Source organism: Lactobacillus sp. B4015, from assembly GCF_026536055.1.
Taxonomy (GTDB): Bacteria; Bacillota; Bacilli; order Lactobacillales; family Lactobacillaceae; genus Lactobacillus; species Lactobacillus panisapium.
On the sequence record NZ_JAFNOY010000003.1, the window covers coordinates 219,891 to 243,230 of the forward strand.

27 protein-coding genes are annotated in these 23,340 nt (G+C 35.8%); 7 read left to right on the plus strand and 20 right to left on the minus strand.

All coding sequences use genetic code 11. The features are described 5' to 3' along the window. Positions 1 to 13 precede the first annotated feature (13 nt). Positions 14 to 592, plus strand: coding sequence for a signal peptidase I (gene lepB, locus J3U71_RS04310; RefSeq protein ID WP_267392653.1), 579 nt, complete (start codon positions 14 to 16; stop codon positions 590 to 592). A gap of 61 nt (positions 593 to 653) precedes the next feature. Further along, positions 654 to 845 (plus strand): LBP_cg2779 family protein, encoded by a 192-nt coding sequence (locus J3U71_RS04315; RefSeq protein WP_103751643.1) that lies wholly within the window; start codon positions 654 to 656, stop codon positions 843 to 845. 85 nt (positions 846 to 930) lie between these two features. Here the strand turns inward: J3U71_RS04315 and J3U71_RS04320 are convergent, their stop codons facing one another. From J3U71_RS04320 to J3U71_RS04360, 9 genes are all read right to left on the minus strand, one after another. Further along, positions 931 to 1,758: a hypothetical protein gene (locus J3U71_RS04320; RefSeq protein ID WP_267392652.1), complete on the minus strand. Its 828-nt coding sequence runs from the start codon at positions 1,756 to 1,758 to the stop codon at positions 931 to 933. Beyond that, positions 1,758 to 2,462, minus strand: a complete 705-nt coding sequence (locus J3U71_RS04325) for an ATP-binding cassette domain-containing protein (RefSeq protein ID WP_220267986.1) — start codon at positions 2,460 to 2,462, stop codon at positions 1,758 to 1,760. The genes J3U71_RS04320 and J3U71_RS04325 overlap by 1 nt, the downstream gene beginning before the upstream one ends. Before the next feature lie 336 nt (positions 2,463 to 2,798). Next, the gene (locus J3U71_RS04330) at positions 2,799 to 3,638 is read right to left on the minus strand and encodes a hypothetical protein (protein ID WP_220267987.1); all 840 of its coding nucleotides are present in this window, start codon (positions 3,636 to 3,638) and stop codon (positions 2,799 to 2,801) included. Beyond that, positions 3,639 to 4,343 (minus strand): ATP-binding cassette domain-containing protein, encoded by a 705-nt coding sequence (locus J3U71_RS04335; RefSeq protein WP_267392651.1) that lies wholly within the window; start codon positions 4,341 to 4,343, stop codon positions 3,639 to 3,641. A gap of 3 nt (positions 4,344 to 4,346) precedes the next feature. After that, positions 4,347 to 4,742 carry a GntR family transcriptional regulator gene (locus J3U71_RS04340; protein WP_220267989.1) on the minus strand — a complete coding sequence of 132 codons (396 nt, stop codon included), beginning with the start codon at positions 4,740 to 4,742 and terminating at the stop codon, positions 4,347 to 4,349. Positions 4,743 to 4,744: 2 nt separating this feature from the next. Further along, complete coding sequence (locus J3U71_RS04345) at positions 4,745 to 5,107, minus strand: GntR family transcriptional regulator (RefSeq protein WP_103751649.1); 363 nt, start codon at positions 5,105 to 5,107, stop codon at positions 4,745 to 4,747. 399 nt (positions 5,108 to 5,506) lie between these two features. Further along, entirely contained in the window at positions 5,507 to 6,751 is a 1,245-nt protein-coding gene (pepT, locus tag J3U71_RS04350) for a peptidase T (protein ID WP_220267990.1), read from the minus strand. A gap of 11 nt (positions 6,752 to 6,762) precedes the next feature. After that, entirely contained in the window at positions 6,763 to 7,560 is a 798-nt protein-coding gene (locus J3U71_RS04355; RefSeq protein WP_267392650.1) for a Nif3-like dinuclear metal center hexameric protein, read from the minus strand. Beyond that, entirely contained in the window at positions 7,553 to 8,236 is a 684-nt protein-coding gene (locus tag J3U71_RS04360) for a tRNA (adenine(22)-N(1))-methyltransferase (protein WP_267392649.1), read from the minus strand. The genes J3U71_RS04355 and J3U71_RS04360 overlap by 8 nt, the downstream gene beginning before the upstream one ends. Positions 8,237 to 8,380: 144 nt before the next feature. On the opposite strand from J3U71_RS04360, the gene J3U71_RS04365 reads away from it, so the two are divergent. Together J3U71_RS04365 and J3U71_RS04370 are read left to right on the plus strand one after the other, a co-directional pair. Beyond that, positions 8,381 to 8,860: a hypothetical protein gene (locus J3U71_RS04365; protein WP_267392648.1), complete on the plus strand. Its 480-nt coding sequence runs from the start codon at positions 8,381 to 8,383 to the stop codon at positions 8,858 to 8,860. A gap of 48 nt (positions 8,861 to 8,908) precedes the next feature. Beyond that, complete coding sequence (locus J3U71_RS04370) at positions 8,909 to 9,349, plus strand: 8-oxo-dGTP diphosphatase (protein WP_220267994.1); 441 nt, start codon at positions 8,909 to 8,911, stop codon at positions 9,347 to 9,349. A 418-nt stretch (positions 9,350 to 9,767) separates the two neighbouring features. Here the strand turns inward: J3U71_RS04370 and rpoD are convergent, their stop codons facing one another. The 10 genes from rpoD to rpsU form a co-directional block, all read right to left on the minus strand. Continuing rightward, entirely contained in the window at positions 9,768 to 10,889 is a 1,122-nt protein-coding gene (gene rpoD / locus J3U71_RS04375; protein ID WP_220219689.1) for an RNA polymerase sigma factor RpoD, read from the minus strand. Between the two features lie 13 nt (positions 10,890 to 10,902). Then, the gene (dnaG, locus tag J3U71_RS04380) at positions 10,903 to 12,699 is read right to left on the minus strand and encodes a DNA primase (protein ID WP_267392647.1); all 1,797 of its coding nucleotides are present in this window, start codon (positions 12,697 to 12,699) and stop codon (positions 10,903 to 10,905) included. 25 nt (positions 12,700 to 12,724) lie between these two features. Then, positions 12,725 to 14,791 (minus strand): glycine--tRNA ligase subunit beta, encoded by a 2,067-nt coding sequence (glyS, locus tag J3U71_RS04385; protein WP_267392781.1) that lies wholly within the window; start codon positions 14,789 to 14,791, stop codon positions 12,725 to 12,727. Then, the gene (gene glyQ, locus J3U71_RS04390; RefSeq protein ID WP_220219692.1) at positions 14,784 to 15,701 is read right to left on the minus strand and encodes a glycine--tRNA ligase subunit alpha; all 918 of its coding nucleotides are present in this window, start codon (positions 15,699 to 15,701) and stop codon (positions 14,784 to 14,786) included. The genes glyS and glyQ overlap by 8 nt, the downstream gene beginning before the upstream one ends. Before the next feature lie 250 nt (positions 15,702 to 15,951). Next, on the minus strand, positions 15,952 to 16,707 hold the full coding sequence (gene recO / locus J3U71_RS04395) for a DNA repair protein RecO (protein ID WP_267392646.1): 756 nt from the start codon (positions 16,705 to 16,707) through the stop codon (positions 15,952 to 15,954). A 1-nt stretch (position 16,708) separates the two neighbouring features. After that, complete coding sequence (era, locus tag J3U71_RS04400) at positions 16,709 to 17,617, minus strand: GTPase Era (protein ID WP_267385552.1); 909 nt, start codon at positions 17,615 to 17,617, stop codon at positions 16,709 to 16,711. Continuing rightward, positions 17,617 to 18,141 carry an rRNA maturation RNase YbeY gene (ybeY, locus tag J3U71_RS04405; protein ID WP_267392645.1) on the minus strand — a complete coding sequence of 175 codons (525 nt, stop codon included), beginning with the start codon at positions 18,139 to 18,141 and terminating at the stop codon, positions 17,617 to 17,619. The genes era and ybeY overlap by 1 nt, the downstream gene beginning before the upstream one ends. Then, the gene (locus tag J3U71_RS04410) at positions 18,141 to 19,103 is read right to left on the minus strand and encodes a PhoH family protein (RefSeq protein WP_267392644.1); all 963 of its coding nucleotides are present in this window, start codon (positions 19,101 to 19,103) and stop codon (positions 18,141 to 18,143) included. Before J3U71_RS04410 ends, ybeY begins: the two co-directional genes overlap by 1 nt. A 22-nt stretch (positions 19,104 to 19,125) precedes the next feature. After that, positions 19,126 to 19,569, minus strand: coding sequence for a GatB/YqeY domain-containing protein (locus J3U71_RS04415; protein WP_103751662.1), 444 nt, complete (start codon positions 19,567 to 19,569; stop codon positions 19,126 to 19,128). Positions 19,570 to 19,694: 125 nt separating this feature from the next. Then, entirely contained in the window at positions 19,695 to 19,871 is a 177-nt protein-coding gene (gene rpsU, locus J3U71_RS04420) for a 30S ribosomal protein S21 (protein WP_009560161.1), read from the minus strand. 189 nt (positions 19,872 to 20,060) lie between these two features. Between rpsU and J3U71_RS04425 the strand changes: the two genes are divergently transcribed. The 3 genes from J3U71_RS04425 to J3U71_RS04435 all read left to right on the plus strand — a co-directional run bounded on the left by J3U71_RS04425 (position 20,061) and on the right by J3U71_RS04435 (position 22,724). After that, positions 20,061 to 20,888, plus strand: a complete 828-nt coding sequence (locus tag J3U71_RS04425) for a pyruvate, water dikinase regulatory protein (RefSeq protein WP_103751663.1) — start codon at positions 20,061 to 20,063, stop codon at positions 20,886 to 20,888. A 127-nt stretch (positions 20,889 to 21,015) separates the two neighbouring features. Further along, positions 21,016 to 21,564: a peptide-methionine (S)-S-oxide reductase MsrA gene (msrA, locus tag J3U71_RS04430; protein WP_267392643.1), complete on the plus strand. Its 549-nt coding sequence runs from the start codon at positions 21,016 to 21,018 to the stop codon at positions 21,562 to 21,564. A 281-nt stretch (positions 21,565 to 21,845) separates the two neighbouring features. Beyond that, positions 21,846 to 22,724 carry a YitT family protein gene (locus J3U71_RS04435; protein WP_220268002.1) on the plus strand — a complete coding sequence of 293 codons (879 nt, stop codon included), beginning with the start codon at positions 21,846 to 21,848 and terminating at the stop codon, positions 22,722 to 22,724. 50 nt (positions 22,725 to 22,774) lie between these two features. On the opposite strand, the gene msrB is transcribed toward J3U71_RS04435, so the two are convergent. Then, positions 22,775 to 23,206 carry a peptide-methionine (R)-S-oxide reductase MsrB gene (gene msrB, locus J3U71_RS04440; RefSeq protein ID WP_220268003.1) on the minus strand — a complete coding sequence of 144 codons (432 nt, stop codon included), beginning with the start codon at positions 23,204 to 23,206 and terminating at the stop codon, positions 22,775 to 22,777. Between the last annotated feature and the right edge of the window lie 134 nt (positions 23,207 to 23,340).

Genomic DNA, 23,340 nt, shown 5'->3' on the forward strand with positions numbered 1-23,340 from the left:
AGGGAGAATTTTTATGGCAAAAAATGTTACAAAAAAGCAGGATCAAGAGGAAGAAAGCCTTGTCAAATTTATTTTAGATATCGTCGTTATGATGGCGGTTATCTTAGGCGCTTTTTATCTCATTTTCCATTTCGTATTGTCTAATGATCGGGTTTCGGGTCCATCAATGCAACCCACTTTTGAAGATAATGATCGGTTGATTTCCGTCAGAAATTTCACACCTAAAAGAAATGATGTCGTCGTTTTATTGGCTCCTAAGGCTGCTAACGATGTTCCTGGCGCTCTATATATTAAGCGTGTTATCGGCTTACCTGGCGATAAACTGGTGTCTAAAAACGATAAAATGTATGTTAACGGGAAATTGCTTCCTGAGTCTTATTTAAATAATAGCTTTAAAAAAGCAGCTAATGACACTGGCCATACTTATACTAATAATTTTACTTATAAGGTACCGAAAGGTTACTACTGGGTAATGGGTGATCACCGCGATATTTCGAGGGATTCACATATTTTTGGCCCGGTAAAACGTAAGAACTTAATTGGTAAGGTGGTATTGCGGTATTGGCCTTTTAACAAAGTACAAGGTTTTTAATATGACTTTTCTTTAAAATTACCGGTTTTTTCGCTAAAATAAACTGTAAAGGAGAATTATTATGAATCAGCAACTAGAAGAATTATCCAGTTCAATTATTAATTATCAAATTAAGCATCATATCACGGACACTGACTTGGCTTTTGCCAGTCACCTTTCGGTTGAAAAAATTCATGCAATGAAAACCGGTGAGGGTGAGTTCACTCCTGAAGAAATTAACCAACTCTATGATTACCTTGCCGCTAACCATTAGGAGTTACGATTTTAATAATTAAAGGGCACTAAGCAGATACTTAGTGCCCTTTTTGCTTAAGATAAAATGTGTTTTACTAGTAACTTTACTTACTTTCACTTGCTTCAAAGAATTTGTTGTAAGAGAATAAATTAATAATAGCTAATACAACATTAAACGTGATCAATATAATAATTATGTTTGACAAAGTATGATTGTCGGAAAACAGGTCCCCGCGCAAAAATGAAAGTGGATATAATATAATTGAAGCGATAAAGTTATTTGTATTAATAATGGTCCAAGCAATCAAAATAATCAACAAGATAATAATAACTCTGATATACGCTTGACCGTTAGAACCGGGAAGAAAATCAGCAATTGAGCGGCTGCTAAAGTTTAAGAAATCAACTATGAAGTAAAATAAGAAACCCAGTAAGATTAAGATAAAGACTAAACTCAATATACTAGAAACAATTTGAAAATCGATCTTAGATACATCGGCATTAGCATATTGAAAGCTTTTAATAACTTCTTTGGCAAATTGGCGATCGACCAGCATTGTAATTAAAAGAAAAATTATATTACTAATGATTTCCAATACGCAAAAGAATGCTACGGAAACAAATGAACTTAACATGTTGTCTGCGTATAGTCCCGAACTACTCATTGGAATTAAACGCCAAGTTTGATTGCGGTTGACTTTTTCATGAGTGATACAGGTTATACAATAATAAATTCCAATAAATAAAAAAGTTAAATATAAGAAATTAGTCAGCCACGTTGCGATGAAACTGGCATTCTGAAGAGATTTATCGTGAATGTAAATAAAGAAGGTCAGGGCAAATGAGCCAATTAGCTGGCAAATAAACCATAGATGAGTATTTTTGATTTTTAGCTTGAACAGCTCAGTAAAACTACGGTAAAAAATTGACATTACTCTTCCTCCTTCTCGTAAAGACCTTCATAATAGTCTTCGAGACTTTCGTTTTTAGCCCTGATTTCTTCAGTAGACTTGTGGCAATAAATTGTTTTGTCTTTGATAATGACCACTTCATCTAAAAGTGATGCAATTTCATTAACAAAGTGGTCAGAAATCAAAATGGTAGCTTTTTCTGCTTTCCACAAGATAATAGAACTAATTATTTTTTTGCGGGCCATCGCATCAATGCCAGAAAAAGGCTCATCAAGCAAATAAAGGTCAGTTTTACGCGAAAAAGTTAAAGCAATAACTAGTTTTTCCCGCATCCCCTTTGATAGTTCTGCCAATCGTGAACTTGCATCTAGCCTCATAAACTGGCGTAACTGGTCAAATTCTTCAAGATCAAAATCTTGATAAATCACTTCGTAGAATTTTTCAATTTCACTAATTCTGGTTGAATCAGTAAAACCTGTCAGGCCGTCAGTAAAGGACAGGTGTGCCTTTCTTTCGGCTTCTTTTTCACGTCCAGCTACATAGACACTGCCATGGTAATTCTTGGCTGTGCTGCTGATGATACGCATCAGGGTGGTTTTCCCTGCCCCATTTTCACCTAGTAGGGCTACAATTTTACCAGGTTGCAAGGTTAAGTTAATATTTTTTAAAATTGACTTTTGATTTTTCCGGTAGGTCAAATCCTTGATTTGTAAAAGATTTTCCATTGTACTACTCCTGTTTTGAATTACCAGATAAGATTGTACTGGTTTTTGGTGTCCTCCGCTTTATTGTCTAAAGTGTTGGCAAGCATTAAGCTATTTTTTAACTGTTTAGTGTGGTTAGACGTTGATGGTATTTTATCATTCACGAGAGAAATTTTTTTAAAAAATCCCTTGCAAGATAATAAGATTAAGCTCAAAGCATCAGATTTTTCTTTTTACTGTATTATTTTTCTAATACAGTATCATGTTAAACTAAATAATAAGAATTTGCAATAACTTTAAGAAAAAGACCAGCCCTGACATGATTTCAGTAGTTGGTCTTTTGAATTGGATATTTGCTCAATCTTTTGGCTCAAAATAGCGGTTGAATAAAAATAAATCCGCTAATAAGAATACAAGAAAGATAATCACAAAAATGAGGCTAGAGCTATAAAAGAAGCCCGTCAAGTCCGGGTCATTGTAGAATAAAGAACCTGGAACATTGGAAGCAAGGAGCCAATTGATGGGTTCCATTACTTTAATTATTAGCCAAGAAATTACTAAAATTAGTAATCCGCGAACAAAAAATAAGGCTGGACGATTTGAAAGTCCAGGTAAAAAATTAAGAATGGCCTTGCTAGAGAAATTTAAAAAGCTAATTAAGACATAAGTTACAAATATTAGTAGCATCAACCAAACTACTATTTGTAACATCGTAAGATAAAAGTCGGCCCCTAGTTTGAAAGCATCATGACAAATATCTTGCCAGATACTGATGGTATTTATTCGAAAATCTTGATCTGTCACAAAGGCTAATATGGAAAAAAGGACGACAAATAACAGATTAATAATATTCATCACGATCAGGGCAACAAATGAACTTAAAATATTAGCTAAAAAATATTTAGTATCGCTAATCGCCAATAATCGGTAGCTTTGGTTGCTATTATAGCTTTCGTTGTTAAAGCAAGTAATACCAAAAAATACTATCAGAGCAATCACAGCCAGACTAGCGAAAACTCCAATCAAGATGAGGAAAAAGCCAACATTGCCATTATCGTATAAGTAAAAATGGCCGTTTCTAAAACCAATTACACTAATAATTGAAATAACTATTGCCGCAATCGTTTGGATTGCTAGCAGAATGTAGCCTTGCTTCATTTTATTCTTGAAAAAGACTGAAAATAACCGCTGAAACATCTAATCCTCCTCATCTTCATAAATATTTTCGTAAAAGTCTTCGATACTTTCATTGCTTTCCCTGATTTTCTCGGTAGACTTATGCGCATAAATTGTCTTGTCTTTAATAACAACGACCTCATCAAGGATAGAAGCAATTTCATTTACAAAGTGGTCGGAGATTAACATTGTTGACTTCTCATCTTTCCACAGAATAATAGATTTAATTATCTTCTTACGCGCCATCGCGTCAATACCAGAGAATGGTTCATCCAAAAGGTAAAGATCAGTCTTACGTGAAAAAGATAAAGCAATGATTAGCTTTTCGCGCATCCCTTTAGACATTTGCGCTAAGCGAAGATCAGGATCCAATTTCATAAATTTTACTAGTTGCTCAAATTGTTTATTATCAAAATCAGCATAAAGCTCCTGGTAAAACTCACCTAGTTGCTTTATTTTGCTTGATTCCCGAAAGCCAGAAAGACGATCACTAAAAGATAAATGAGCTTTACGCTGAGTGAGGTCTGAAAAATCACTGACGGTCACAATACCAGTATAATTTTTGGCAATTCCTGCGATTATCCGCATTAAAGTGGTCTTCCCTGCACCGTTTTTTCCTAAAAGAGCAACGATTTTTCCTGACTGCAAGGTTAAATTCACATCTTGCAAAATTTTTTTCTGATTTTTCTTATAACTTAGATTTTTAATTTCTAAAAGGTTAGCCATTACTTAAACTCCTAGCTTTAGAATCCGCCTAAAGGCTGAATTGATTTGATTATTATCAACGCCTTGCTTATTTAGACCCCCAATGAAGTCCTTTACTGCATTATTAAGCAAATCTTGTTTAAGCTCCGAGATTTTTTCGTTATTGTCCGTTACAAAATAGTCATCAGCCTTGTTAACTAAGATTTGCTCGTGCAATAATTCGGTTAACACCCGCTGAACGATATGCGAATTAACCGTCAACTCAGCTGCCAGATTACGACTTCCAGGTAGTTTCTGGCCAGCAGCCAATTTACCGTAATAAATTTGCCACTCAATGTATTGTTTGACCTGTAAATAAAGCGGCCAGTCATCTACTAGACGAAATCTTCTTACTTTTTTGTCGTGCAAGCTAATGCTCATAGTTATTGCTCCTTTTTTAAATATTCGGTTAAAAAAGTACTAATTTGATCATCAGAAACGCCTAAAGCATGCATGCTTTGAACAAATTTATCTAGTTCTTCATTAATTAAATCCTGCTTGGTCTTATCAAGCAAATTGGTATCTTCCGTAACGAAGTTTCCTTCACCACGTTTCGTATATAAAATACCTTCTACATTCATTTGTTGCAGTGCCCGTTGAACTGTGTTGACGTTTACAGTTAGTTGGACAGCTAATTCTCTTACAGAAGGTATTTTTTCTCCTGATTTTAATTTTCCCGTAACGATTTGCCGATAAAGGTACTGCTTAATTTGCAAATAAATGGGAATGTTATCCTTGAATTCCACAAGTCCACCATCCTTTTGAGCTGTATTACATTTCTAATACACCGTAATATTATCGCAGTTTCGCTTATTGTGCAATCTTTTTTATTTTATTATGATAAATATTTCATTGTTACTATTCTGACCTCTTCACTACTAATTGTTTTAGCAGGAAGAGGTTAGACTGCAAGTAAATTTTTAGACATTTTTAACTGTTCCACGACTTATCACTTTTAGTCCTGAGAAAGAAAAAAAGCCCATAAAACCATCTATAGCAATGATTTTATGAGCTATTTTTTTACTTTATACTAGATGTGCATAATTTTTCAATTATAGTAGAAATACGCTTTTCTTTAGTATAACAAGCTTTTTAATGTTTAAGCTGATTTTTAACAAAGCAACTTTAATGTCATTTTTGTTTCACTAATTATTGTTTGTAGCATTCATTTCAGCCATTTTTACCATAACATCCACTGCTTGATACATTGATTCAAGTACAGTGTATTCAAAACGACCATGCATGTTTTCCTGTCCTGAGAATAAGTTTGGACAAGGAAGACCCATGTATGTCAATTGGCAACCATCTGTACCACCTCTAATGGGATCTTCGTCAATTTGATTCAAACCTACAGCACGATATGCATCACGCGCCAAGTTAACAACATCCATGTGTTTTTCTAATTCGTCAGCCATGTTGTAGTATTGATCTCTCATGGTCAGCTTGATGCGTTCTTTACCAAATTTTTCATTCATCTCATTTACGATTTTTTTGACTAAGTTCTTGCGCTTTTCAAGCCCATCACGTTCAAAGTCACGAATAATATACTCTAAGTGAGCATTGTCAACCGTTCCTTGGAAGTCGGTTAGATGATAGAAACCTTGTCTTTTATCTGTTTTTTCTGGTACTTCGTCACTAGGCAATTGATTTTGAAAATCAATTGCAACTTGAATTGCGCTAATCATTTGGTTTTTAGCAACTGATGGATGAACATTCACTCCTTGAATATCAAGCGTAAATGTGGCAGCTGAAAATGTTCCCCAATCTAATTTACCAGGTGCGGCACCATCAAGCGTATAACCAAAATCAGTACCAAATTCTTTGACGTCAAAATGAGGTGCACCGGTTCCAATTTCTTCATCTGGTGTAAAGGCTAACCGAATTTTTCCGTGCTTAATTTCAGGATGGTTAAGCAAATATTCAGCCAGAGTAACAACTTCAGCTACCCCACATTTATCGTCTCCACCAAGCAACGTGTCACCCGAAGTTGTGATTAAGGTTTTGCCACGGTATTTTTTAAGGTTTGGAAAAACTGCTGGATCCAAGTAAAATTCAGAATCCCCTAGTTGAATTTTTGACTTACCATCATAGTTTTCATGAATTTGAGGTTTAACGTTTTCAGCATTAAAATCAGCTGTATCACAGTGTGCCAAAAAGCCCATAACTGGGACATCATAATCAACATTTGCTGGAATTTCAGCAATAACACAACCGGAGTCTTGGTTGTAATGAACATCTGATAAACCTAATTCTTCGAGGTCCTTTTGCACAACTTCCTTTTGGAACTTTTCCTCACGTTCAGTTGAGGGAAAACGATCTGAGTGTTCATCTGAGCGTGAATTCACTTTGACATACTTTAAAAATCGCGGTAATAAATTTGGGTATTCCATAAAATCTCCTTTTAAAACAAATCCTGAAATGGGTTAGTGGAAACAATAGATTTTTTAAGCTTAATTTGCCACTGATTTACATCATTCCATTTAATTAACTTTTCATACATTCTATCTTTAAATAATTTTTCTGTATAGTGCCCAGGGTCAACAACTGTCAATCCGGAAGAAATAATATCATGGCCAGTATGGTAATAAACATCACCAGTAATAAAGGCATCAATATTCTCTTCTACCGCCAGGTGCCAGTATTTGCCACCATCACCACAAATAAAACTGACGCTAGAAATTGTTTGTTCATTATTAGCACAAATCAAGCGGGCCATTTTAGTTTTCATCTTATCTTTGACATAGTAAGCAAAATCAAAAGCGCTCATTGGCTCAGGCAGATTACCCTTTCGGCCAATCGCGATGCCATCGTCATCAAGACAGAAAGGTTCGACATTTTGTAAACCCAATTCTTCAGCCTGCCAGTCGCTTGAACCATTCTCAGCTTTATCAGAATTAGTGTGAATAGAATAAACAGTTATGTTATTGGCGATAATTTTGGCATACATTTCATTTTGGGGATTAGCATAATTTAAGTTGGGTGCGGGACGAAACATTACGGGATGATGACTGATAATCAAGTCAACTTTGTTAGCAATCGCTTCATCAACTACTTGCGGGCGCACATCCAATGTAGTCATGACGCAATTAACTTCTTGATTTAATGAACCGATCTGAATTCCTACTGGATCACCTTTACTGGCAATTTTCTCAGGAAAATACTGTTGTAAAACTGCCACGATATCTGCAACTTTAGTCATTTAATACTCCTTCAATCATTTTTATTTCATGTTCAACTTGCTTGATATGGACTAAATCTTTATTTTTAGCCTTATTAAGGTTAGTTAATAAGGACCGGTGATACTTTAGTTGTCCGAGCCATTTTTGCTTAAAAATATCATTTTTTTCCCGTAATAGGAATGGCCCAAAATACAATTCCGCCGCAGACAAATTACTTTTTATTTGCGACTTAACTGCCTTAATTAACTCGTAAGTGTGACCAGCTTCTGCCACAATTTGTTCAGCTTTAATTTCATATGAATGCTCAGTCAACCATTTACGCACGCCACATTCACCAACATTTGGTTCAAGTATCAATGTCTTAAACTGCAACTTATTCTGCCAGGCATCATTTAAGATTTGTGTGATTAATTTTCCACCCATACCAGCAATAATCACCGTATCAATTTGATCTTGTTCAGATACCGTTGACAATCCCGCGCCTAAGCGAGTATCTATTTGATCTGCTAGTCCTGCTTCTTGAACATCTTTTTTAGCGTTATCCAGCGGTCCCTTTGCTATATCGCTGGCAATTGCATAGGATATTTTACCACTTTTAATGAGTTCAATTGGTAAATAAGCGTGATCAGTTCCAATATCAGCAACTCGAACGTCATTATCCACCATTGCTGCCAAACTATTCAATCGTAAATTCACTTTTCTTCCTACTTTCTTTGTATAAAAATTTTAACATAATCTTTTCTGGCATTGAGTAAAATAACCAGAAATCTCTATATTTTTGGGGCGTAAAAGTTTTATAATTAAAATAACATACTAAGAAGAGTGAGAGGATATTTTCAGATGAATAAAACTGACCCTGATGTTTTAAATTCACAGCTGAAAGCAAATGAAAATGAAAAGAAGAAAGAAATTAATGATAATAACGAACCTGCAAAAGACCCTCCAAATCGTTCTGATAAAGCAATTCGGGTAGCCAACGCTAGCAATATTTCTTTCAGGGAAATTAAAGATTTAACTGAACTAAATAAAGTTCTTAAACGGCTTGCTGAAGCTTTTTCAGATAATTCTACAAAAGAGTCTACCTCAGTAGACGTTAAAGTCGCTAAAGAAATAACTAATCCAGATTTATTTAAGACTGATTATCGAGTTGTCAGTAATTTTAGTGAATTTTCCAGAAATTGGGAAAACACTACACAGCCTAATAATAGTAGTTCAGTAAAAAAATCTGCTAAACCAAAAATTGAAATCAATATAACTAAGCAAGAATTTAACATTAAGCTAAACGGAAGAGCATTTCCGTTCCATCCCTTTAATAAATAATAATGTATTAATAAATAATAATGTAGGACAAATTTGAAAGGAAAATTAATGGACAGAACCGAACCAGTCACTTTGACTAATATGTGCATGATTGTAAAAGATAAGAAGATTTTGGTTTTAAATCGAAATGACCTTAACTGGCCCGGACTAACTTTTCCTGGCGGACATGTTGAAAATCATGAATCGTTCTATGACTCCGTTGTGCGGGAAGTTAAAGAAGAGACAAATTTGGCAATCGAAAATCCACGGCTTTGTGGCTTAAAGCAATTTTATGATGACAATGACCATCGCTATATTGTCTTTTTTTATACTGCAACCAAGTTTAAAGGACAGGTGAAAGCATCAAACGAAGGTGATTTAGCCTGGATGACAAAACAAGAATTACTTAATACGCAATTGGCCTATAATTTTGATCGCGATTTACTCGTTTATTTTAATGATAAAATCGACGAACATCTTTTAGATGGAAAACGTGATGAACTCTTTTAAATTTATTCCAAACCTAAAAAGATAGTTAATCATCTTTTTATTAAAGATTAAAAACACTAGCTGGTATTTAATAGCAGTTTCTTCCTTAAAACTTAATTTTTTATGATGAAATTTGGACCGAAACCTTAAGGGTTTTATGTAAGCGACAAACAGGCTATTTTGTGCAAATTACTAACTACCTTTTCAGCAAGGTGTCCATCATGAGTAGCAATGGTCTTTAATAGTCAGTTAAATACTCCTATATTATGAACTGGTGAAATTAATTCTAATTTCACATTTTTTATACAGTCCCTCCCCTTATTTTTACTTGATAAAATTTTTTATTTAAATCAAGGAGAATCAAATATTCTGGTAAACAAAAAAGTGATATTTCCTTGTTAAGAGAAAATATCACTTTAACACATTAATTTAATCAGTTTTAGTCCAAGAAGTCGCGTAGTTGGTTAGAACGACTTGGATGACGTAATTTCCGCAAAGCTTTTGCTTCAATCTGCCTAATTCGTTCCCTGGTTACACCAAAGACTTTACCAACTTCTTCTAAAGTTCTAGTCCGACCATCATCAAGGCCAAAACGTAATCGTAAAACATTTTCTTCACGATCAGTCAAAGTGTCCAAGACCTCTTCAAGTTGTTCTTTCAGCATTTCATACGAAGCATGCTGCTCAGGACTAGTGGCATCTTTATCCTTGATGAAATCACCTAAATGAGAATCGTCTTCTTCACCAATAGGAGTTTCAAGAGAAACTGGTTCTTGGGCAATCTTTAGGATGTCACGCACTTTACTCGTCGGCATATCCATTTCTGCACCAATTTCTTCAGGAGTCGGTTCACGTCCTAAGTCTTGAAGTAATTGTCTTTGAATTCTAATCAGTTTATTGATGGTTTCAACCATATGAACAGGAATTCTGATAGTTCTAGCTTGATCAGCAATCGCACGAGTAATTGCCTGCCTAATCCACCAAGTAGCATAGGTTGAAAATTTGAAACCAAGGCTATAATCAAACTTATCGACGGCCTTCATCAACCCCATGTTACCTTCTTGAATTAAGTCAAGAAACGACATTCCTCGACCAACATAACGCTTAGCGATTGAAACAACTAAACGAAGGTTAGCTTCAGCTAATTCTTGTTTTGCCTCTTCATCGCCTTTTTCAATTCTTTTGGCCAAAGCAATTTCTTGATCGGCATTTAAAAGCGGAACACGACCGATTTCCTTTAAATACATCCGAACCGGATCATTCATTCTAACACTAGATGGTGCAGACATATCCTTCAGTTCAGCTTTTTCAACATCCTTTTGCTTTTTCAGAGCTAGTTTAGATGGTTCACCTTTATCGTCTACAATGCTAATGCCGTTATCTTCGAATTCTTGAACTAATTGATCCACTGCTTTGCCCTGCAGTTTATAGGGCTTAACTAGACGATCAACAAACTCATTTTCTGTAATTGATTTTTCCTTTTTTACAGCTTTAACAACATCTCTAACGACTTTATCTAAAGATGGTTGTTCATTTTTGCTAGTGCTTTTCTTTTCTACCACTGTAAGCCCCCCTTTAACCCTGGATTCTTTTTAATTGTAAAATCTTTTGTGTGATTGTAATAATTTCATCAGAGTCCATTTTGCGCTTGGCATCCTGAAGATTATTCATCAAATCATGCAGCTGATCATTCAATTGCCGCATTTGCAGTGCACGAATTTGCTCACTAAGTTCACGATCAGAAAAATCCTGGGGCATGTCTGTCATTTCAGCATTTACTATTATACCTTGAAGTTGACTAGGAATAAAATTTAAAAAACTATTCACTGTCGGTTTTTCTTGGGTTTCACTAAAATTTAACCATAATTCCGCTAATTTTTGGTAATTTTGATCTGGAAATAAAAACTTATTTTCCAGTAAGTAATCACGAGCGTGTTCTGAATGAATAAATAAATATAAAAGTCTCGTTTGTACCGGATCATTAGCCGGTGAAGTATCAGCTACTATTTCAGGTGGCGCATCCTGTTCAGCGCTCACCATACTTTGATTACCTTTATGTTGCTGAGCAGCATTAAACTGCCGGCGATATTTAACCAAATTTACTTTTAAAGAATCAAGCGAGACTCGTTGCTGCCGTGCAATTTTTTCTAAATAGAGGTCTTGTTCTACAGGATTAGATAATTGTGCAATCTCTCGAACCGCTTCGTCTAAATATAATAATTTTTCGCGATCGTTACTCAAATTATATTTTTTAGCCAGCCGCTTTAAGTAAAAATCGGTTGGCGTTAAAGCGCCTTTGATTTCGTCACGATATTTTTCTACACCGTATTTTTTGACATACTCATCTGGATCCAACTTCTCGGGAAGAACGACGACACCAAGATTAAAACCACCTGCTTTTTCAAATAGCTTAGTAGCACGTTCTTCAGCATGAACTCCAGGATCATCACCATCATAATTGATGATAATGTTTTTGGTAATACGCTTAAGCATGTAAACCTGCTGCTCGGTTAGGCTTGTCCCCATAGAAGCAATTCCTGATTTAACACCAGCTTGATAGGCAGCAATTACATCCATGTATCCTTCGTATAATACTAAATGTCCTTCAGCTCTTGCTGCTTTTTTGGCTTCAGCAAAATGAAAAAGTACGTTTGATTTTTCAAAAACCTTTGTTTCCGGACTATTCATATACTTGGCTTCGGTTTTATCATTAGATAGCCTTCTACCAGAAAAACCAACTGCATAGTCGCCCTCATTTGTTAAGGTAAACATTAAGCGGTCACGAAAACGGTCGAATAGTTCCCCACTTTGTCCCTGAACAAATAAGCCACTCGCAATTAAATCCTGATCTTGGTAATCATGTCCTCGAAGGTAAGTTAACAGCAGATTATTTTGCTTTGGTGCATACCCAATCCGAAAATGATCAATAATTTCTTCAGTCAGTCCACGTTGATGGGCATAATCTAATCCCCGTTTACCTGCATTGGTTGACAACAAAACGCGATGATAAAAATCCGCTGCTTCCTCATTTATTTTAATTAAAATGTTGGAATATTTTGGTGTTTTGTTGGTAAACTCACCAACATCAATATGAGCAATCTCAGCTACCTTTTGAACACTTTCAGGAAAAGTCAGGTTTTCCTTTTCCATTAAAAAGGTAAAAACATTGCCACCTTTGCCACAACCAAAACACTTAAAAAATTGCTTTCCCTCATTAACGGTAAAAGAAGGCGTTTTTTCTTCATGAAAAGGACATAGTCCGACATAATCTTTCCCTTTCTTTTCAAGAGAAACATACTGGCTAATCACGTTAACGATATTGACATTATCGCGAACTTTGGCAATGGTTTCCTCAGGTATTAAGCCAGCCATTTTTTCACCCGCTTTTTTAATCTATTTATTTAATTACTAATTTACTCAAATCACCCAAGTTATCGGCTAATTCAGCAACTGCACTTAATTGGTTTAACCGGTTATTTTTAATTTCTTCGTTTTTATCTAAAATCATATTAGTCTCGAAGTAGCGGTCAATAACTGGTTGTAATTTAACAAAACCGTCATACAAATCAGTTAAGTTAGAAATATCTTTTAGTGCATTAACGCCAGCATATAATTCTTGCTCGCTCTCATTAGCAAATAAATCGGGATTAACTGCATTCTTACCCTTGTACTTGGCTTTTTTCAGAATATTCTTAATTCTGATTAGACTTTCAACCACTGGTTTAAATTTATCATCATCATGGTGCAGTTGCAAAACATTAGCAGCTGCCAAGATCTGAATTGGATCTTGTTGGCTGGAAGCAAGAACTGCATCAATAATGTCGTACTTAAAGTTATTTTTCTGCAAATATTGCTTAATTCGATCACGGATAAAGGCTGCAATTTCTTCGTCTTGTTCAGCTGTTTTTGGTAATTTAGCTGGAGTCTTATCGTCAAGAGCACTAACAATTTCAGGTAAAACTTCTTTAAATGGCAGAGACCATTTTTGCTTCAACAAAATTCGTACGATACCGTATGCATAACGGCGAAGAGCATATGGGTCATTTGAAGAACTTGGTATCATGCCAACGGCAAAAAAGGTGATGATGGTATCAAGCTTATCTGCAACTGACAATAAGGAGCCAACTGTAGTTTCAGGTAATTTACCTTCGGAAGTTGTCGGCATGTAATGTTCCTTGATTGCAACGGCAACATCATCTTTTTCACCAGCAAGTTTAGCGTAATGCATCCCCATAATTCCCTGAAGTTCAGCAAATTCACCAACCATTTGGGTTACTAAGTCAAATTTATACAGTTCACTTGCCCGATCAAAATCCTTAACCGTTTGTTCGTCTAACTTCCACCGCTTAGCAAGCAAATCACCAATGATCCGAACCCGAACAGTTTTTTCTGCCATTGAGCCAATCTTATCATGGAAAGAAACGTTCTTTAATTTATTTACAAAATGACTCAACGGGTATTTGCGGTCTTCATCATAAAAGAATTGGGCATCATCTAAACGAGCAACCAACACTTTTTCATTACCAGAAACAACATTTTCTAAGTAGTCTTTATTACCATTTCTGACAGAAATAAAGTGGTTGATTAAATGACTGTCTTGATCATAAACTTCAAAATAGCGCTGATTATCTTTCATTGAAGTAATTAAGACTTCTTGTGGCATTTCTAAATATTTTTTGTCAAATGAACCGGCAAAAACAGTTGGATATTCAACTAAATTTGTAACCTCTTCTAACAGATTTTGGTCCATTTTGATTTGCCAATTATTTTCTTTAACCAGCTGATTCATTTGATCAACAATCATTTCTTTACGCTTTTTTGCATCAACGATTACAAATTGATCTTTTAAAGCATCCTCATAATCAGCAGTGTTTGCAAGCACCACTGAGTCGCCCAAGAAGCGGTGCCCCTCTGTTTTACGACCAGCTGTAATATCTAAAATTTTGACAGGAATAACATCGCTACCAAATAAGGAAACTAACCAGTGAATTGGACGAACAAATTCAAAGTCGTGTGAATCCCACCGCATTTTTGTCGGGAAGGTCATTGCTTTGATAATGTCGCTCATGCCTAAAAGGATATCAGCTGCTTTTTTACCTTCTTTTTGAACGTGAACGTATGCATACTCGGTTCCCTTAAGTTCTTCGAAGTAGATATCGTCAGTTGACATTCCTTGGCCACGCGCAAAACCTTCAGCCGCTTTCGTCCAATTTTTGTCTTTATCCAAGGCAATCTTTTTGGCTGGCCCTTTTTTTATCTCATCGATATCATCTTGCTTTTCAGCTAATTCTTCAACTAGGATTGTTAGTCGACGAGGAGTAGAAAAAGTTTTTACGTTTTTGAATTTTAAACCATTTTCTTTTAAGAATTTTTCGGTTCTTTCGGCAAGTTGCTTAACGCTACGCGAAACAACGTGCGCAGGCATTTCCTCAGTACCGATTTCAAATAAATAATCTTTAGTCATCTTCAAGCCCCGCATTCTTATCTTCTGCATTCTTTAACAAAGGAAAGCCTCTCTTTTCACGCTCTTCTACAAAGCAGGTAGCTATTTCATGTGCCATACTTCTAATTCTTGCTAAATAACCAGCACGTTCAGTAACAGAAACTGCTCCGCGTGCATCAAGTAAGTTAAAAGTGTGTGAACATTTCAAGATGTAGTCGTAAGCTGGTTGAACTAGGTTTAACCCAATTAGTTCTTTAGCAGTTCTTTCGTAGACATCAAAGAATTTCAATAAATCTTCTTGATTAGATTCTTCAAAGGCATATTTTGAATTTTCATACTCGGCTTCTTTAAAGATATCACGATAGTAAACTCCGTTACCCCATTCCAAGTCAAAAACAGAGTTAACGTCTTGAATATAGGAAGCTAATCGTTCAACACCATAAGTGATTTCACTCATCGTTGGCTTTACGTCAAGTTCGCCGACCGTTTGGAAATAAGTAAATTGGCTTACTTCCATTCCGTCTAGCCAAACTTCCCAACCGACACCGGCACAACCCATTGATGGATTCTCCCAGTTATCCTCGACAAACCTGATATCGTGTTCAAGCGGATTAATGCCTAAAACTTTTAAGCTATCAAGATAATATTGCTGAATATCGGTTGGAGCAGGTTTAATGACCACTTGAAATTGGTGGTGTTGGAAAAGCCGATTGGGATTATCTCCATAACGGCCATCAGCTGGGCGTCTTGAAGGCTCAACGTAACAAGCAGCCCAAGGTTCTGGTCCCACAGCTCGTAAGAATGTGTACGGGCTCATCGTTCCTGCCCCTTTTTCAACATCGTATGATGGCATAACCATACAGCCCTTTGAAGACCAAAATTCTTCAAGTTTAAAAATCATATTTTGAATTGTCAGTTTTTTCTTTGCCATTTCTGTTCCTCCCTGCATTAGGCCATAAAAAAAGCCTATGCAAAACTTGCATAGGGACGATTAAATCGCGGTTCCACCCTAATTCAGGAAAATTAATAATTATTCCCTGCTCTTAATTAGATTGACTAGAGGTGCCTTTTCCCAGATGTCCTTGCACCGTCCGACACTCGCTTTACTGGTACTTTCTCTGATCCTCATCTTTATCAAAACACACTAATATTTTACCATAATAACAATTTAACCTAAAGCTTTACATGGATAAATTCAACTCATCAAGGAATTTTTTCGTTTTTAAATTAAGGTCAATCGTTTCTTGGTAAATGCGATCGATTGCTTTACGGGTAGCTTTCTTGGTAGCAGAATTAATTTTTACTGTTCCCAAACGCTCAAAAGGTAAAAGAGCAATTGTACGCAAAACGGCAGTTTCTTTCGGTAATAAATGAAGACGGGCAGAATCTACGTAAAAGTGCTGACTGCATAAGATGCCACCCTGTTTAATTGAATAATCGAATTCGCCTTGTTGCTTGCCGCAAATTACACAGTGCCGCAGTTCTGGTGCAACTCCATAAGCGGCTAATAGCTGCATTTGCACCATTTGAGTGATCATTTCAGGGTCTGTTCCAGCATCAATTTTTTGAAGAGTATAAAAAAGCAAATCGTAATATTTACCAATGTTTTGGTATTCAATAAAAGCGTGGTCGGCTAAATCTAAAATAAATGAAGCATAAGCATTTTTGGTTAAATCATTAAAAATGCCATCAAATTGCTTAACATTCTTATACGTCCGTAAGTTACTTAATCCTTGACCAGAAGAATAGATGACGTAAGTACCAAATGAAAAATTAAGCAGACTTGCCCCTAATTTTGATTTTGGCCTCAACGCTCCGCGAGCAATCATCGTAATAATGCCATTTTTTTGCGTCACGATTTTAGCTAGTAAATCAGCTTCATGAAATTTTTGTCGTTTAAAAATAATTCCTTGAACTTCTTTCAGCTCGCGCGCCATTTTAAGTTAAATCCTTGGTGTTATACCCAATTTGTTTCAAAAATCTTGGATCAGAGCGCCAGTTACGTTGAACTTTTACCCAAAGATGTAAGTTTACCTTTTCACCGAGTAAGTCTTCAATTTGCTTACGTGAATTAATACCAATCTTCTTAAGCATACTGCCATTTTTACCAATAATAATTCCTTTTTGGCCGCTTTTTTCGACGTAAATAGTTGCTTCAATTTGGAGTTTATTATTTTCATGCTTATTCATCTGTTCAACCCAAACAGCCGCAGCATGAGGTACTTCTTCAGCAGTAAGCTGCAAGATTTGCTCTCGGATCAACTCTGCCACCATAAAGTATTCTGGGCGATCAGTAATTTGATCAGGATCATAATACGCAGGACCTTCTGGCAAATAGTCATAAAGAACTTTATTTAAATCCGTAATACCAATACCTTGCGTAGCAGAAATCGGCAGGTATTCCTTGAAAATTCCTAATTGACGATAGTCATCAATGATCGGCAATAATTCATTAGGGTTAACCTGATCGACCTTGTTAATCACTAAAAATACGGGTACCGTAACCTTTTTCAATAATTCGATAATGTACTGGTCACCCTTACCCATTTTTTCAGGTTCAACCATAAATAAAATCAAATCGACCTCATTTAAACTAGAGACACTGGCTTTATCCATGTAATCATCTAACTCAACATGAGGCTTAAAAATTCCAGGCGTATCGACAAAAACAACTTGCATATCGTTGGTAGTATATATGCCGGATATTTTATTTCGCGTAGTTTGCGGCTTATTAGAAGTAATTGCTACTTTTTGTCCAACTAAAAAATTCATTAGAGTCGATTTACCAACATTGGGACGGCCAAGTAACGCAACAAAACCAGATTTATTTTTCTTTTCTTCAGACATTATTTTCCTCTGCCTTTATCTAATTGATCAGGATAAAGCGGTAAACCATAGTCTTCCAAAACTTTACCTTGAATCCCAAACATTTCTTTAGCCTCTTTTGGATCAATATGATCGTAGCCGTTTAAATGTAAAAAACCATGGACTAGTGTGTAGCCAAATTCACGTTCCCAACCAGTACCATATTCTTCACTATGACGCTTTATGACCCTTGGACACATAAATAAATCGCCAATATCCTCTTGAAAAGTTGGATCAGCTGCAAAAACAGCAAAATCAAGCATGTCATCGCCATCTTCAATTGCAAAAGAAATGACATCCGTTGGCCGATCTTTTTCACGATACTCGGCATTAATTTTTTGACTACGTTCTTCGTCAACGAAATTAATGCTCATTTCCAAATTATTTTTCTTGCCAATTTCATTTTTAGCAAGTAAAAGCAGTTTAGCAATCCAATCTTGCCAATTTTGGTCGTTATTTTCTAAAAAACCGACTTCATCATTGTAAGTGATTTCGATTGGTGTCATTAATTTCGTTCATCTTCCTTTTCATAAGCATTGATAATTTTGGCAACTACCGGGTGACGAACAACATCATTAGCGGAAAACTGAATAAATTTAATCTGTTCAATTCCCTTCAAAATGTGTTGCGCGTCAATTAATCCGCTACGCTGACGTCCAGGTAAATCTACCTGGGTCATATCACCATTAACTATCATTTTGGAATTAAAGCCTAACCGAGTTAGAAACATTTTCATCTGCGCATCGGTGGTGTTTTGTGCTTCGTCTAGAATTACAAAAGCATCATCCAGAGTCCGTCCTCGCATATATGCTAAGGGGGCAACTTCAATTACTCCGCGCTCCATCAAATGACCAGTTGTGTTTGTTCCTAATATAGAATATAGAGAATCATAGATTGGTCGCAAATACGGATCTACTTTTTCTTTTAAATCGCCGGGCAAAAATCCCAGTGACTCGCCAGCTTCGACAGCAGGCCTAGTAAGAACTATCCTAGAAACCTCACCTTTTTTAAAAGCTGCTATTGCACAAACAACAGCCAAAAACGTTTTACCAGTACCAGCAGGTCCGATACCAAATACAACATCATTTTTGGCGATTGCTTCAACGTACTTCTTTTGTCCCATATTTTTGACTCTAATCGGTTTGCCTTTAGCATCACGAATTAAAATCTTTTTATACAGGTCAGGAAAATACTCTGTTGTTCCTTTGTCAGCCATTTTCATCGCACTGACGACATCGGTAGCTCCGATATTAATATTGGCACTGACAACATTATCAAGTGCCTTTAAAACAGCCAATACTTTCTTAGTATTAGCGTCTTGATTAGCACCCTCAATAATAATTTCACTGCCAGTGTCAGTAACATTGACATCATAGCCTTCGGCTAAAAGAGTTAAGTTGCTATCATTAACCCCAACAAGCTTTTGAATGTTTTCTGGATTTTTTGGAATAAAAGTGGTTTGAACCAAATATCCATGCTCCTTTTCTTAATTAACCAAGCTGACTGCGTACCGCGTCAGAAGCTGCTTTACCGTCGGCTCTACCCTTGATTTTTGGCATCACTGCTTTCATTACTTTACCAAAATCTGCTTTTCCAGTAGCACCAACTTCTTTAATTGTTGAAGTAACTATTTCGCTTAATTCATCATCGGAAAGCTGCTTTGGCAAGTAACTCTCAACAACAGCCAGTTCTTTTTTAGTTTCATCAGCTAAGTCATCACGATTAGCTTTGGCAAATTCGGCAATTGATTCTTCACGCTGCTTTTTTTCGCGGTTAAGAACGGTTAGTTCCTCATCGGAATTCAATTCATGTCCTACTTTAATCTTTTCATTCATTAAAGCAGACTTAATCATTCGCACAGTGTTAAGCTTCACTTTATCACGTGCCTTCATTGCTTCTTTCATATCAGACATAATTTGTTCAGATAAACTCAAAGTAACTCCCTCTTTCTAATTAAAACCTAGATAAATTATACCAAATTCCTGAACTAGATTGGCAAAAAAATAACTAATGTTAAAAAAGACACCTACCACAATTGATAGGTGTCTTTTCAAATCCATTAATAATGTCTACGCTTCCGAGCTGCTTCTGATTTCAGCTTTCTGCGGACACTAGGTTTTTCATAGAATTCGCGCTTACGATATTCTTGCAAAGTACCACTTCTTGAAACGGAACGTTTAAAACGACGAAGAGCATCATCAATAGACTCGTTTTCGTGAACGACTGTCTTGGCCATATGTGATCCCTCCTTCCATTTCTTGACGTAACCGTCATGCATTTATATAAATTATATCAAACCATATTAATCGGTCAATACATACGTACAATATTTTTCAAAAAAATTTGTGCGTCAGACTATTTTTTATTTCAAATCTGTTAATGAGGGTGCTTAAATTGTATAATTAGAGAAAAAAAGGAGCTAATAATGGTTGAAGAAACACCAAAAAAAGAAGTCAACATAGTAATTATTTCGGATTCGGCTGGTGATACTGCTTTTAACAATGCTGTTGCTGCAGCTGCACAGTTCCCCGATGCACAAATTAATTATCGGCGTTACCCATTTATCATTAATAAAGAAAAATTAGAGGAAACTTTCCAAGAGGTAGAAAATTACCCTAATTTAATTATTATCTACAGTTTGGCTAAGGATGAAATGCAAATTCCAGTAATACGGTTCGTGCGTGAGCATCATATTGAGAGCGTTGACGTTCTCTCCCCTGCAATGGAAGCAATTCAAAAAACTACCGGTATGCGGCCGCAAATGAAAATTGGTGCCCAGCATAAAATGAACCAAAAATATTTTGACCGTATTTCGGCGATGGAATTTGCAGTAATGTACGATGATGGCAAAGATCCAAAAGGCTTTCTTGAAGCTGATGTGGTCTTACTAGGAGTCTCACGAACCTCTAAAACCCCATTATCATTGTTTTTAGCTAACAAGAACTTAAAAGTCGCAAACTTGCCTCTAGTTCCCGACACGCATATTCCAAAGGAAATATATAAAGTTGATCCTAAGAAAATAATTGGTTTAACTAATGACCTGTCGGTTTTAAATGAAATTCGGCGCCAACGAATGATTTCGTACGGATTAAACCCAGATACTACTTATTCGAATACCGATGCTATCAAAGCTGAGCTTGATTCTGCTAAAAAGCTATATGACAAGTTGGGATGTTATGTCATTAACGTGGCTCACCGCTCAATTGAAGAAACGGCAGCACTAATTTTAAAACATTTAGGGATTGAAGATTAGTAATTGTTTTATCTAACAGATAACCTTGAAAGAGTTCGATTAATTGCAGTTATCTCAGGTCTGAATTAGACTTACCTTAAAGCACTTAATTAATATGTGTTAAATTTTACGAGAAGGTGGACAAAAGATGACAGAAATAAATTCTGATAAGTCAAATTTAGATACTGCAATTTTTGCAGGTGGATGTTTTTGGTGTATGGTTAAGCCATTTGATTCTTTACCTGGAATTAAAAAAGTGGTTTCTGGTTACACAGGTGGCACAGTAGAAAACCCAACCTATGAACAAGTAGTCAGTGGAAGGACTGGACACACAGAAGCTGTTGAAATTACTTTTGATCCCCAAGTAATGCCTTATGAAAAGCTATTAGACTACTATTGGCAAGTAACGGATCCAACCGATGCTTCTGGTCAATTTCAGGATCGCGGGGCTAATTATCGTCCAGTAATTTTTTATAATTCTTCAAGTCAAAAAGTTGCTGCTGAAAAATCCAAACAAGAATTACAAAATAGCGGTAGATTTGGTGCTCCAATTGTTACAGCAATTGAGCCAGCAAAACCTTTCTACCCTGCTGAAGATTATCATCAAGATTTTTATAAGAAGAATCCATTAAGATATCAATTAGAAGAATCTGGCGGTCGTGAAGAATTTATCAAAAAACATTGGAAGAATAAATAATTTTTTGCAAAAATAGTTACTATTTTGTTTAGGTTATCATTTGTATTATTGTATTTACGATAAGTTCTTATTAAAAAAGCAACTTCAATCATATAGAAACTTTTAAGTGCTTTTGAACCATTGTTTTTCTTTATATATAAGATGTTTATACACTTTAGGCTAATATAAATTTTTAATGTAATATACGCCAAAAAGGTAATCGGTTTAACGACTGATTATTTTTTTGGTATAATGCAGAGCTAGAAAATTACTTACAACTATTTTGCAAAAGGAAAATATAAATGGATCAACTCGATAAATTTAATCGGCGTTATAGTTTATTATCAAAGATTTCTGCCTCATTTTTTTATTCTTTAACGGTCGCCATTGCCCTTAATTTTTTCTGGGGACCCGGACATATGTATTCGTCTGGAATTACCGGTTTTGCTCAATTGATTAATACGTTAAGTGAGCGCTTTTTGCCGGTTACGCTGTCTACTTCGGAAATGTACTTCGCATTAAATCTTCCCATTTTATTATTGGCATGGTTTAAAATCGGGCATAAGTTTACCTTCTTCACTGTGGTAACCGTTATTTTGGGTTCAATTATGATGCACGTCATTCAGCCAGTCAACATGCACGTTGATCCGTTAGTTTGTGCAATATTTGGTGGAATGATTAACGGCTTAGGAACCGGTTTTGCTTTAAAAAATGGTATTTCAACTGGTGGCTTGGATATTATTGGTATTGTCATTAGAAGAAAAACTGGTGCAAGCTACGGTAAAGTCAGCATTTTAATTAACCTAGTTATTATTGCTGCTGCTGGTTTTGCTTTTGGCTGGAATCGAGCACTCTATTCGGCATTAACTATTTTTATTAATGGACGCGTGATTGATGCAATCTATACGCAGCACCAAAAATTACAAGTAACTATTGTCACGGATCAACCACAAGCAATCATTGATGGTATTCAAGAAAAAATGCATCGTGGGATTACCATTTTTCATGATGTCGAAGGTGCATACAGTCACAGCGAAAAAAAGGTTTTAATAACTGTTATTGATCGTTACGATATGTATGATATTTTACAAATCGTCAAAAAGAGTGATCCATACGCTTTCATGAGTGTTACCGAAGTTGAACGCGTATATGGCAGTTTTAAAGAGCAGGAAATTGTCTAACCAAAAAGCACACCTCGTTTGAGGTGTGCTTTTATTTTACATAATTTTTATTATTTAAAGATTTTTTTAAATTCGCCATAACCCTTTTCATCGAGTTGGTCATAAGGAATAAAATCTAAAGCCGACGAATTAATGCAATATCTTAATCCGCCTTGATCGGCTGGTCCGTCATTAAAAACATGTCCTAGATGAGAATCGGCATCAGGACTTTTAACTTCGGTCCTTTCCATGCCCATTGACTGATCACGATGATATACCAGTTTTTCAATTGGCTTTGTAAAACTAGGCCAGCCACAACCCGCGTCGTATTTATCCTCACTTGAAAATAGTGGCTCACCTGACACAATATCAACGTATATCCCTTTTTGATAAAAATCATCATATTTACCTTTAAAGGGATAGTCGGTAGCTGCATGCTGCGTTACTTCATATTGATCTTGGGTTAATTCTTTTAACCTTGCGTTTTTCTTTGTCTCGTCCATATTTTCACCTTCTTTATTTAACTATACCAAAGTTTCTTTTAATAACCTCATTATGAGCTCAATAAATTAACGTTAATTTAAATATTCGCAACGCAAATACTAGGTTATAATGATATCTGTACAAAAATTCTAGA

Excerpts from the sequence above, each read along its gene's own strand:
- J3U71_RS04340 (WP_220267989.1), bottom strand. The coding sequence starts at position 4,742 with ATGAGCATTAGCTTGCACGACAAAAAAGTAAGAAGATTTCGTCTAGTA.
- J3U71_RS04320 (WP_267392652.1), bottom strand. The coding sequence starts at position 1,758 with ATGTCAATTTTTTACCGTAGTTTTACTGAGCTGTTCAAGCTAAAAATC.
- rpsU (WP_009560161.1), bottom strand. The coding sequence starts at position 19,871 with ATGGCCAAGACAGTCGTTCACGAAAACGAGTCTATTGATGATGCTCTT.
- dnaG (WP_267392647.1), bottom strand. The coding sequence starts at position 12,699 with ATGGCTGGCTTAATACCTGAGGAAACCATTGCCAAAGTTCGCGATAAT.
- glyQ (WP_220219692.1), bottom strand. The coding sequence starts at position 15,701 with ATGGCAAAGAAAAAACTGACAATTCAAAATATGATTTTTAAACTTGAA.
- msrA (WP_267392643.1), top strand. The coding sequence starts at position 21,016 with ATGACAGAAATAAATTCTGATAAGTCAAATTTAGATACTGCAATTTTT.
- J3U71_RS04365 (WP_267392648.1), top strand. The coding sequence starts at position 8,381 with ATGAATAAAACTGACCCTGATGTTTTAAATTCACAGCTGAAAGCAAAT.
- J3U71_RS04325 (WP_220267986.1), bottom strand. The coding sequence starts at position 2,462 with ATGGAAAATCTTTTACAAATCAAGGATTTGACCTACCGGAAAAATCAA.
- ybeY (WP_267392645.1), bottom strand. The coding sequence starts at position 18,141 with ATGACACCAATCGAAATCACTTACAATGATGAAGTCGGTTTTTTAGAA.
- J3U71_RS04355 (WP_267392650.1), bottom strand. The coding sequence starts at position 7,560 with ATGACTAAAGTTGCAGATATCGTGGCAGTTTTACAACAGTATTTTCCT.
- msrB (WP_220268003.1), bottom strand. The coding sequence starts at position 23,206 with ATGGACGAGACAAAGAAAAACGCAAGGTTAAAAGAATTAACCCAAGAT.
- J3U71_RS04330 (WP_220267987.1), bottom strand. The coding sequence starts at position 3,638 with ATGTTTCAGCGGTTATTTTCAGTCTTTTTCAAGAATAAAATGAAGCAA.
- J3U71_RS04435 (WP_220268002.1), top strand. The coding sequence starts at position 21,846 with ATGGATCAACTCGATAAATTTAATCGGCGTTATAGTTTATTATCAAAG.
- J3U71_RS04425 (WP_103751663.1), top strand. The coding sequence starts at position 20,061 with ATGGTTGAAGAAACACCAAAAAAAGAAGTCAACATAGTAATTATTTCG.
- J3U71_RS04335 (WP_267392651.1), bottom strand. The coding sequence starts at position 4,343 with ATGGCTAACCTTTTAGAAATTAAAAATCTAAGTTATAAGAAAAATCAG.
- J3U71_RS04370 (WP_220267994.1), top strand. The coding sequence starts at position 8,909 with ATGGACAGAACCGAACCAGTCACTTTGACTAATATGTGCATGATTGTA.
- lepB (WP_267392653.1), top strand. The coding sequence starts at position 14 with ATGGCAAAAAATGTTACAAAAAAGCAGGATCAAGAGGAAGAAAGCCTT.
- J3U71_RS04315 (WP_103751643.1), top strand. The coding sequence starts at position 654 with ATGAATCAGCAACTAGAAGAATTATCCAGTTCAATTATTAATTATCAA.
- pepT (WP_220267990.1), bottom strand. The coding sequence starts at position 6,751 with ATGGAATACCCAAATTTATTACCGCGATTTTTAAAGTATGTCAAAGTG.
- recO (WP_267392646.1), bottom strand. The coding sequence starts at position 16,707 with ATGGCGCGCGAGCTGAAAGAAGTTCAAGGAATTATTTTTAAACGACAA.
- era (WP_267385552.1), bottom strand. The coding sequence starts at position 17,617 with ATGTCTGAAGAAAAGAAAAATAAATCTGGTTTTGTTGCGTTACTTGGC.
- glyS (WP_267392781.1), bottom strand. The coding sequence starts at position 14,791 with ATGACTAAAGATTATTTATTTGAAATCGGTACTGAGGAAATGCCTGCG.